4 protein-coding genes are annotated in these 11,467 nt (G+C 65.0%); 1 reads left to right on the plus strand and 3 read right to left on the minus strand.

Going from position 1 to position 11,467, the window contains the following annotated elements; translation table 11 throughout:
• Position 1: 1 nt before the first annotated feature.
• From ACFC2L_RS12275 to ACFC2L_RS12285, 3 genes are all read right to left on the minus strand, one after another.
• On the minus strand, positions 2-2,773 hold the full coding sequence (locus tag ACFC2L_RS12275) for a DUF1156 domain-containing protein (protein ID WP_375824583.1): 2,772 nt from the start codon (positions 2,771-2,773) through the stop codon (positions 2-4).
• 126 nt (positions 2,774-2,899) lie between these two features.
• A complete protein-coding gene (locus tag ACFC2L_RS12280) occupies positions 2,900-4,978 on the minus strand; it encodes a hypothetical protein (protein ID WP_375824584.1) in 2,079 nt (692 codons plus the stop codon).
• A 60-nt stretch (positions 4,979-5,038) separates the two neighbouring features.
• Positions 5,039-8,452, minus strand: coding sequence for a helicase-related protein (locus tag ACFC2L_RS12285; protein WP_375824585.1), 3,414 nt, complete (start codon positions 8,450-8,452; stop codon positions 5,039-5,041).
• Between the two features lie 152 nt (positions 8,453-8,604).
• Here ACFC2L_RS12285 and ACFC2L_RS12290 point away from each other — a divergent pair, with 152 nt between their 5' ends.
• Positions 8,605-11,241, plus strand: a complete 2,637-nt coding sequence (locus tag ACFC2L_RS12290) for a DEAD/DEAH box helicase (RefSeq protein ID WP_375824586.1) — start codon at positions 8,605-8,607, stop codon at positions 11,239-11,241.
• Positions 11,242-11,467 lie beyond the last annotated feature (226 nt).

The raw sequence follows: 11,467 nt of genomic DNA on the forward strand, positions 1-11,467 counted from the left end.
ACTAGTCCTCCTCGTCGAAGCTGAACGCGCCCTGCGTCGAGCCGGTGCCGGCCGGGGTCGAGCGGGCCACCTCGATGATCTCCGGCCAGGTCGTCACGAGCGTGTTGAAACTCAGTGCGTCCGCAGTGCGGCCGCTCGTCTCTGCGATGTGGAACAGTAGGTGCGCCAACTCCTTGAGCTCGTCGGGATGGACGTCTCCCGCCGGGCGCGCCAATGATAACCGCAAGAGTTCGCCTGCGGGGCCAATTCCGTCCACTTCCAGGGCCCTAATCAGGTGGTGGAGCACCTCCCACGCCGAGATGTACTGGTCGGTCGTTGGGTCATACGAGGAAGCGAACTCACGCGGCCGCAGCAACTGCACCTTCCCTGCACGGCTAGCAAGAACGCCACCTCGATCCATTACTTGGACGGAAGTGTTGCGGGCGCGAGCTAGATCATCAGCATCGCCGAACAACCCGGGATCGTACCCGCTGAACCGGTACCATTGAACACAGAACCTAGTGGGTGCATCCAGGTCGCCTTCTTGCTCATTAATTAGGCCATCGAGTTCATCATTGATGCGCAGGAGTGCGGCCGAGACCGACATCGCAGTCCCATCCGGCTGGAGCACGGCGCCAAATCGGCTAAACACTTCAATACCCGGGCCGATCGCTGACTGCTGCAAGTCGACAGGTGCAACGCCCGCCGCCTCCAGATTTGCGAGTGATTGCGCGAGGTGCGTACGCAGTGCGCCGAGAAACTCCTGCACCGTGACTTTTGGAGCGTCCTTTGGTCGCGGCCTGAGAACAAGTACACTCGACGTCGACATAGAGTTGGCGCCAATCGCAACGCGTCGACTCGCGTTCTCCGTGCGGATTGGCCACGTACGGACGACAGACCAACCCTCATCCACCATCGATTGCAGAATCGTGGACCAGCGACTGTTGCCTTCACCAAGGGCCTCGGCTTGCTTTGATGCATAGTAGACAACCACCGGATAGTCCTCCGCTACAGAGTCGCGGAACCTGGCGAAAACTTCCCGGAATCCGGCCATGAACTCAAGGGCGGCGGCATCGTTGCCTCCAGCACGGTGAGCATTCGCAACCAACTCTTCGCCCTTGGGCACAAGAATTGTCCTAAAGAGACCAGGGAAGACCCCCGAAAGCATTCTGCGCTGCCAAACATAGAAGAAATCGGAAAGGTCGGAATAGTCGATGTTGTCGAAGTACGGCGGATCGGTTGCAACTACCAATCCCGCCAACGTCGCGTTCCGCGCGTCTTCCATAATGACTCGATGTTCGCCGCGAAGGCTGGACATCTTCAATGGGCCCACGATATTCCGAAGACATGCCAAGAACGAACCGCTATTGCCTTCACCAAGCACATTCGCCTCAGAGACATCCCACGCCATGCCCATCGCTTGGCCCGAGTACATCTGCTGCGAGACCTCACCAGTTGACTCCCAGGAACACTGATTGTTTGACCAGTTTGCGAGGCGACTTACGGCGAGCGCTAAGTAGAGGGAAACCGCCTCGCTGTATGCAGTTGCACCAACGCCACCTTCCGCCAGAGGATCACCCGCAGGGACGCCGGCGGCGAGTGCATCCTCGTACACCTTCGAGCGGGCCTCGACGACAAGATCGCTAAAGGTTGTCAGGGCAAGTAGCTGACGGTCGGTGAATAGGTCACTGAAGTCGGTCATCCCGTAGAGCGGCGGCGAGAACCACCGGGGGTTCGTTGAGATCGCACCGCCAACCGAATCCTCGGGGCGCTGGACTCGCGCGGCTCTGACCTGCTCGTCGGACGGGCTGAAATATTCCCGTGATCGACCTCCATCAGCGACGACGGCGGTCAGCGTCAGCCCCAAGCGTCCCGCTTGGGCTTCGTGGCGAACGTGCGCGATGGGAACTGCCGTGCCACAGCTAAGGCACTCGGTGCCGAGCCGGCCGGACATCATGCCGCGAGATGGCTGGTCGCCTTTATCCCTGCTGACCGAGAAATCGAATCGTGACCCACCAGGAGCGGAAGAGTCCCTGACGATTCGCGGAACAATTACCGCCTCCTTTCCCTTCTTCTTTGCGAGCGTCCACTTGGAGACCAACGGAACCTGAATTCGGCAGCCTGGATTAGGACACTCGACTTGCCGAGCCCACACCCATGCGAGCGCCGGCCGGCCATTCACGTTCGGGTAGTGCGCATCGAGGCGGGATCGGGCCTCCGCGAGCACCCAAGCCCCGTATGCCTCCACGTCCGCGACGAGCCCGGACGACGCCGTCCATTCGGTTAGCCGGCCGCCTCCGACCCCTGGGAATACCGGATCGCGCCCGGTGAACTTCCCTGGAACCTCAACGAGAGCACGGGACAAGACAACCGCAACCGGGTTTAGGTCACTTGAGAGGGAGTCAATACCAAGCTGTGCGGCGGCGAGCGCAATCGATCCACCGCCAATGAAGGGATCGGTGATCGTCACATCGGGTAGCACCGCGCGAAGATCAGCTGCAAGATCCGGGCTGACGCGCATGATCTCGTCCCACTCGACAGCGCGCTCAATGAGCTTGTGCAGGCGCGCCCGCTCGTCGCGGACGGCGTCCTCGGTGGCGAACCTCTCAGGGTTGGACCCGGGATCATCTATGAGTTGGGCAAGCAACATCGCACGGGCCGCCGTCACCGGCTTCCGGGACCACCACTGATGTAGATTCTGCGGCTTTCCCACCTTCCGGTTCTTCTCCGCGAATGATGCACGGTTGATAGCCTCGAGGGGTAGGGCGACCTCGATGAGCTTTCGCTTCGTCACGACTTCGTTCTCTCCTTGCGTTCGCTGCCGGCGGCTTCGTCTGCGCTGGCCAGCGTCTCCAACTTACGTTGCCCCCGACACGAGCCCTGCACAACGCGAGGCTGGCGCGGTCCATCTCGCGTTTCCTTAATTCATTTTGGGCAGCGGGAGGTGTCTCCCGATGTACCCCACGTAGACCTTTCCGTCGGTCGCCGTTGCGTCGAGGTAGTGCATCCGCGGTGACACCATCGCGTAATTGGCGATTTTGAAGTGTGCCCAAAGATACATGCGGCCACTTGGGTCGATCGTCTCGGGCACGGGCAGCAGGCGTGGTGCCGCGTACTTGTCGTTACTGCGGACTCCCTCGCTCTCCGTCATCGCGTGCTTGTTGGCGGAGTAACCCTGACAGCCGGGCGGGGTCACACGTAGGAAGTCGTCCACGGACCCCTTGAATGACCCGTCTTTCGACACCCGGGCGTAGTCGTCGAGCGCCCGTAGGATCGTCCACGTCACGCCCGCCCACCCCGCGGCCGGCTCGTGCTCGTCAAGGTCCAGCATCGCTACGTTATCGCCCATCCACACGACCGAGGCTAGCGCGCCCTCCTCGTGCGCCGTCTGCCAGGCAACCAGGAGGTCGCCGAAGGACGTCGGGGTGAGGCTCTCGACGTCGTCGCCGAGCAGGTGGTCCGCCCAGGCCACCTCACCGTAGCCCGCCTCAGCCGTGGCCTTCTTGAGGGCCGTGAGCTCGGCGTCCAGGCGACGTGCCCGCTCCGCTTCCTCCTGCCATTCGAGGATGACGTCGTCTCGTTCGCGGATCGACGCCGCATGCTTCGCGCGCAAGCCGCCGATCGTGTCCTGGAGGGACAGCTCGGCCAGTTCCTTACGCTTCAACAGAGAGCGAAGCGGTCCGACCTGCGCGGCGCGGTCCCCTAGATCCTCGATGGCCTCGGGCGTCACGGTCTGCGTCCCGAAGACCCGGCGCAGGGCCGCCATCACGCGCGCAACGAGCCCGCTCTCGCGGACGGCCACCTCCGGCGACGCCGTGGGCTTCGACGTCGCCTTCAGTTCCGGTTCTGACGGAGTTACTGCCTCGTGCAGGGTCGCTTGGTGCGGGACCGGACCCGAGTTCCGAGGCTTGATGACCGGACGGCGGGACGTCGGGCTGTCGGGCCGCGCGCGCGTCGCCGGCGCATCGACCCCGATATCCAGCGTTCCCTGCTCGGCCTCCGCAGGAGTCTGCAGGTCGAGATCGAGCTCGTCCTCGGGCTCGGGCTCGAGGGCCTCTTCCGCCACGTCGGCTTGCTGGGCCGCGGTGGTTGCCTTGGGTGTGGATGCGATGCCGGCGGACTTGAGGAAGTCCTCGTCGGCCTGTCGGATGAGGCGGGCCTCGACCCGAGTGACGTTCCCAGGAAGAGGGAGCGTCAGCGTGTGCTCTCGCGCCACGCGCCCCAGGACGCGGAGCAGGTGTACGTCGCGATCCAGGGCGATGCGCTCCGTCGTGAGAGTCCTGTGACGCCTTCCATCGAGGGCGTCGTCGAAGTCGACGCCACTGACGAACGTTCGCAGCGTGCCCGGCGCGACGGCGTGAGATCCGCCGACCTGGCGCTCGAACTCTTCGGTCGCGGCCGGATCGAGCACGAAACCGGCAGCAAGGCCGGTCGTGTCCCGAAGGAGCCGCTCGATGAGTCTGCGCCATGCCTCCATCGGCAGGTCGCGACTGCTGCCCGCGACGAAGACAGGGCCACGGCGGTCCGCGGCGCGAAGTGCAGTGATGAGTGCTGGCACGTCCTCCTTGAACAGCGTTCGCACACTTGGGTCGAGGACCGCTCCGCCGTCGCGCGCGTCGACGAACTCGAGAACCATCTTGGCGAGGCGTGGCGTCCTGGCGACGGTCCGCTCGTCGGGACTGACGACGTCGATCCAAACCCACGGGTCATGGCGTCCGTCGCGCGGGTCATGGACGACCACCTGCGACGTCCATCCCGACGCCTCCGTAAGAAGAAACCGGGACGACGTGCTTCCCGACGCAGTCTCCTCAACCGAGAGCACCGCCTCGGCCCCCTGTCCAACGTCGGACACCGTCCCAGGTGTAACGGCGTCGGCGTTCAGACCCTTGCCGCGCAGCCATGCATGGAGCTGGCTTGCAATGAGCATCTCAACTTCGGCACCGTGCAGCGAGCCGCGAGCCACCGTGAAGAGCGAGCGATAGCCGAGCATGGTTCCCATCCGTTTGTTCTGCGTGGTGAGAGGCCTTGGTTGCCGACCGGAGCGCTGTCGACGTCGCCGTCAGAACGGCGCCTTGCCCTTGGTCCAGTTCTTCGTCCACTCGGCACGGACGCCGACGGCGTCGAAGTCGCCGAGGTCCACCGTCGAGAACGGGTCGTCGAGGTAGCGGACGTCGTCGTACTGCGGGCCCGCGGGTTCGACCTGCACGAGCGCAAGGCGATAGCGCGGGGCGGCGTTCTTGCCGGTCAGGATCTCGTTATGTGTGACGTAGAAGTCGTCCGAGCCCGCGATCCGTGCCTTGACCTCGATGCGGTACGTGTCGCCGTTGGGCGCCGTCGACAGGATGTCGAAGCCGGGGTTGTTAAACGCCTGCTCGACCGGCTTGCGGCCGAGCTCGCGTTCGCGGGCCATGACCAAGTCGACGCCGCGACGCTCGACCTCCTTGGTTGACTTCGCCCTCATCGGCGCAGTCGTCGGGACGCTGCCGTCCACCATGGCCAGTGGGAGCACGAGGGCCGAGGTGAGGATCTGCGGCGGCTTCGTCGACATCAGCGCCTGTTGGTCGATGAGCGCCAGTCGACCCTTGAGACGGATGTCGAGCTCGGTGGCCTTGCGGTTGAGCGACTCTGCGGACTCCTTGGGCTTCTTGCCATCGCGCTCCATCTGAGCGGCGACGGCGGCGTCGAGCAGGAGCCGCGTGCTCTCGTTCTCAAGCCGGGACTTGACCAGGTCGCGGGTCTTGGCGAGTTCGGCACCGCGACGTGGTTGCACGTCGGCCAAGTACTCAGGGAGTTGGTTAGCGATGATCCACGATGTCGCCTTGTCCTCCGCCTCGCCCAGCCACGACAGGCGGCGTGCCGCTGCCGTGGCTTCCGTCTCAGGCGCGGCGACGCAGTCGAGATACGGAGCGGGGCCGGCCGGCGTCACGGTGCCAAAGAAGTCGACGAACGCGTATCCGAACCGCTTGGAGACCGACGCCCCGGTCGCGTCCGCGACCTCCTCGACGACACCGACGAGCAGGTGTGGCTCTTCCAGGGACGCGGAGACAAGAAGGGTGCCGCTGTTGAGTACTCCTCCGAACTGACGGATCGCCTCATCCATGACTGCGTCGTGCAGCGGGTGCCCAGGGGCGAGTAGGTCTGCGCGGCTCAAGTTGTCGGGCTCTACGCGGGCGAGGTCGAACGTGACGCGGTCGTATCGCGTCGCGATCGGCCCGTACTTGGACGCTCGGATGTGCTGTGGGACGTTGCCGATCTCGTAGCGACCCTGCTCGCGGCGCGCAATGCGGCCGCCAAGGCGCCGAAACGCTGCCTTGAACGCCATCTCGATGTAGTGCGGTTGGAGGCGCCTCGCACGGGCCTCGTCCATCGCGGCACGTAGGGTCTCCAGGTCGGCGTCACCCAGGTGGTCCGACGCGAGGGCCCTCTCCTCGAGCAAGTCAATCAGGCCGTCACCGACGTTTTCATTGATGACCTCGTGCATCTTGGCGCGGACCTCGGGTCGCTCGCCATATTGGATCGCCTCTTTGAGGAGGTTGCGCAGTGGAGTTTCGGCAAACGCCTCGCCGAGCACGTCGAAGACCTTGCCACCGTACGCTAGGCGCATCTGGTCGATCTTCTCCAGAAGGCGTAGGAACACCTCGCCCTCGCGCGTATTCGCGGCGACCAAGTTCCACAGCCGGCAAACCTCGGTCTGGCCGATGCGGTGGATCCGGCCGAAGCGCTGCTCGATGCGGTTCGGGTTCCACGGCAAGTCGTAGTTCACCATCAAGTGAGCGGCCTGCAGGTTGAGGCCCTCACCGGCGGCATCGGTCGCGATGAGAATCTGCACGGTGGAGTTCTTGGTGAACTCTTCGGTGATCTGACGCCGCTCCTGACGGCGCACGCCACCATGGATCGCCTTCACTGCGTCGTGCTTCCCAATCAGCGTGCGGATCCGCGCCGTGAGGTAGTCGAGGGTGTCGCGATGCTCAGTGAAGATGATGAGCTTACGCGGCCAGCCCTTAGCGTCCGACTGCATCGCGTGCCCCTGGAGGATCTGCGAAAGCTCGGACCACTTCTTGTCCATGCCGGAGTCCCGCACCTGCTTCGCGGCCATGGTCAGTTCGGCGAGTTCGATGAGCTCCTTGTTGAACTCCTCGATCGTTTGAGCCGCGGTCGCAGCATCGAGGAACTCTTCCTCGATCGTCTCGATCTCGTCGGCGTTGTACTCGTCCTCATCGATACCAGAGACGTCGTAGGCGGCGTCGCGCTCCGTGTACTTGCCGGCCAAGATGTCGTCGCGACGTCGCGTCAGGCGCTCGGAGCGGCGAACCAGGGACTTGTAGATCGCCTCGGGGCTGGAGGCGAGGCGGCGCTGCAGCACAGTGAGGGCGAAGCCGACGGTGTTGCGACGTTTGCCGTCCAGGAGCTTCTCTGCGCGGTTCATGCCCTCGCGGACATAGTCGGTGACGAGGTCGTAGAGCTGCTTCTCGGCATGCGTGAGTTCGTACGGGACGGTCTCGGCGATGCGCTCCGGGAACAGACGGCGGCCGTCGAACGTAAGCAGGTCTTCCTTGACCATGCGACGCATGATCCCGGTAGTGTCAGCGGTCTTCTTGACCTTGCCTTCGAACCGGTCCTTGTCCAGCAGGGTCAAGAAGAGCTGGAAGTCCTCCTCCTTGCCCGAGTGCGGCGTCGCCGTCATCAACAGCAGGTGCCGGGTGATCGTGCCCAGTACCTCACCGAGCTGGAACCGCTTCGTCTTCTCCAGCTTGCCGCCGAAGTAGTGCGCGCCCATGCGGTGCGCCTCGTCGACGACGATCAAATCCCACTCCGTCTCCTTGAGCTGCGCCTGGAGCGCCTCGTTACGAGAGAGCTGGTCCATCCGCACGATCAGGAGCGGGTGCTTCTCGAACGGGTTGATGTTGATGTCCGCGTCGATGAGCGCGTTCGTCAGGATGTCGAACCGGAGACCGAACTTGAAGTAGAGCTCGTCCTGCCACTGCTCGACCAAACCTCCCGGGGCGACAATCAAGGCCTGCTTGACGTCGTCGCGCAGGATCAGCTCCTTGATGTACAGGCCAGCCATAATCGTCTTGCCCGCACCCGGATCGTCCGCGAGAAGGAACCGCAGCGGGGTGCGTGGGAGCAACTCACCGTAGACGGCCCGGATCTGGTGCGGGAGCGGCTGGACGTCACTGGTGGCGACGGCGAGCATCGGGTCAAACAGGCCCGCAAGGCGGATGCGCTGCGCCTCGGCAACCATCTTGAAGTCCGTCGCGTTCGCGTCAAACGCACGCGAGCCGGTGCGAGCGATCGACAACTTGGCCTCGTCCTTGCGGAACACGACCTGCTGCCCAAGACCGCCATCGGTCTTCTTGAAGGTGAGCTCGACAGCGGCCACGCCGTGCTGCTGGGCAAAGATCACCGTGATGACCTCGCCGGGGATCAGCCCATCGATGCGCAGCCCCGGCTTCAGTTCCTCGAGCAGCACCCGCGTGACCTCCTTCTACGCACGTCCCGCACGGTAGCCGCACCGTCGGACACTCCGGTTGCAGACACCGGGTGAAACCGGCGAATGTGGCACGCAGGTGTCTGTTGTCCTGGCTAATGTTCCCAGCAATCACCCACCACCACGAGGGCAGGATGAGCAAGGACGACCGTCAGAGGCTCACCGCGACGATCGAGCGCACCTACGGCTGGCACATCGCGACCACCCAGATGCAGGCCGAGCGCGCGGAGGTCGAGAAAGCCGGTGGTGTCGCGCTGCGCACGCTGACGCGGACGATCTCCGTCAAGCGCAACGGCCGCGTCACGTGGAATGTCGTCCCGCTCGGGCGGGGCGCCGCCCACGCGATCCGCGATCTCGCCGCGGCAACACAACTTCCACGGATCCGGGGCCTCGACGAGCGCGACCTCGCACCGCTCGCCGACCAGGTCCCGAAGGCGATCACCGATGCTCGCTCCCTCCTCGGCATGCGGCGGTTCTTCACGTCCCGGGAGGGCAAGAATGCGGGCTCTCTTGCGGCGGAGTACCTCACCCAGTTTGAGGCCTGGGCGACGAACCGGGGCCTCGATGGACTCATCTACAGTCTTCGCCCCACCGAGAACGGCGTCGCTGCCCTCGGCACTGCCGATTCCCTGTCCGATGTCGTCGGGCTACGACCCCACCTGAAGACCCTCGGACGCCTGGACCTCATCCGCGCGACGCCGATCGGACCGCTTCGCGATGCCATCGCTGCCATCGACAATGCGCTCAAGGGCGAGGAGACCTACCGCAAGGCGGCGGCGCAGGCCGGCGACACGCTCCGCCGTGCAGAAACCGACGCCATGCTCGCCACCATGCACGTCGACCGGCTGCGCGAGGCTACCGCAGAGCGGCTCGTCACCAAGCCGCTCATAGACTCGGGCCTCACCACGGTCAAGGAGGTCAAACTGGCCGCGCGGAGGCTGGAGACTCTGCCCGGGATCGGCGAGGCGTCCGCGCGACGCATCCGAGGCGCCGCAGTCACCATCGAACAGACCACGTTCGATGAGATGCCCGTCCGCATCGACATCAAGAAGCGAACCCGTGAGGCGACGGCATTCCTCAAAGCCCTCGGCGCGTGGGACGCCGCGCGGACGCTCCGCAACGCCACCTCGGATCTGGAACGCGCCGGCGAGCTCCGCGACCTCGTCGCTGCCGTCGACGGCGGCACGACACATCTGATCGTCGCTTCTGGGACCGCGCTCGACACTGCCGAGCTCCTCGTCGGCGTCAATGCTGTAGTCGCCCGCGGGACGGCACTCGCGGCCGGGAGGCCCGGCGGCGGCGCCGTCCCCGAGGACCCTTGGGACGACTTCCTCGCCCGACCCGCCGACTACTACGGCATGCTCCAAGAGCTCGGGTTCCTGACCGAGGACGAAGGCAAGGCCCACGGCGACCTGCCCGAAGAGATCGTCGAGGCCGTCCGCGCGCTCGCGCTCAACGCCGAGCACCTCACAGTCGGCACCCTGCGCGGATATCAGAGCTTCGGTGCGCGCTTCGCGCTCGTCCAGCGCAAGGTGATCATCGGCGACGAGATGGGCTTGGGAAAGACGGTCGAGGCGATCGCCGTGCTCGCGCACCTGCGCGGCGCACACGGGTACAACCACTTCGTCGTCGTGTGTCCCGCAGCCGTCGTCACCAACTGGATCCGCGAGATCCACTCGAAGTCGAAGCTGCGCGCCCACCGGATCCACGGCAAGAGCCGCGAGCAGTCGGCGCGCTCCTGGATCCGGTTCGGCGGCGTCGCCGTCACCACCTTCGAAACCCTCAACTGGTTCCAGCAGCACCATCCCGCCGTAGGCCACGTCGGCGCCGTCATCGTCGACGAAGCGCACTACATCAAGAACCCCAACGCCCAGCGATCCCGGAATACGGCAGCACTCCTAAATCGCAGCGACCGTGCCGTGCTGCTGACCGGCACACCTCTCGAGAACCGACTCGACGAGTTCGCCGCTCTCGTGAAGTACGTCCAGCCCTCGCTCGTCGTCTCGACCAACGGCCTGTCCCCGCGGACCTTCCGCAAGCAGGTCGCACCGGCATACTTGCGACGGAACCAAGAGGACGTGCTCCAGGAACTCCCCGAACTCGTCGAGGTAGACGAAGTCATGCCGATGTCCTCGGCCGACTCCGCCGCCTACCGCGCCGCCGTCCAGGCGGGCAACTTTATGGCCATGCGGCAAGCCGCCATGATCCACGGCCAGCAGTCCATGAAGGTCGAACGGCTCCGCTCCATCGTCGACGAGGCCGAGGCGAACGGACGACGCGTCATCGTCTTCTCCCACTTCCGAGAAGTGCTCGACCAAGTTGCCCGCGCCCTTCCCGGTCGCGTCTTCGGACCACTGACCGGCTCCGTCGCCGCCGTCGCACGCCAGCGCATGGTCGACGACTTTTCGAAGGCAAGCTACGGTGCGGTGCTCGTCTCCCAGATCGTCGCGGGCGGCGTCGGACTCAACATCCAGGCGGCGTCCGTCATCGTCATCTGCGAACCCCAACTCAAGCCGACGACCGAATGGCAGGCCATCGCTCGCGCCCACCGCATGGGCCAACTCGACACCGTCCAGGTCCACCGCCTGCTCTCCGAGGAAGGCGTCGACCAGCGGGTTACCGAGATTCTCGCCAGCAAGAAGACCCTCTTCGACGACTTCGCCCGCGTCAGCGCGACCGCCCACAGCGCCGAAGAGGCGTTCGACATCACCGAGGCCGAACTTGCGCGAGAGGTCGTCGAGGCGGAGCGGGAGCGACTCTTTGCGTCCTAGACACGCGGAGCCCAAGTAACGACTCCAATCACCGGCGTTCCGTCGGCAGCGAGTCGTGCCTCGCGCGAGCGAGCCTCCGCTGGGCGTTTTCTGCCGTGTCACGCCCACGTTCAGGCCGCGTCCGGCGTGCCTGCGATGGCGCAGCCCGGCCGGTCGCAGGCACGTGGGTTCCTTGCGCCTGGGCGTCGCTCGCCCCGGTCGCGTCCATGTCGACGTCCGCCAAGGC

It is taken from the genome of Cellulosimicrobium sp. NPDC055967 (assembly GCF_042269845.1).
Taxonomy (GTDB): Bacteria; Actinomycetota; Actinomycetes; order Actinomycetales; family Cellulomonadaceae; genus Cellulosimicrobium.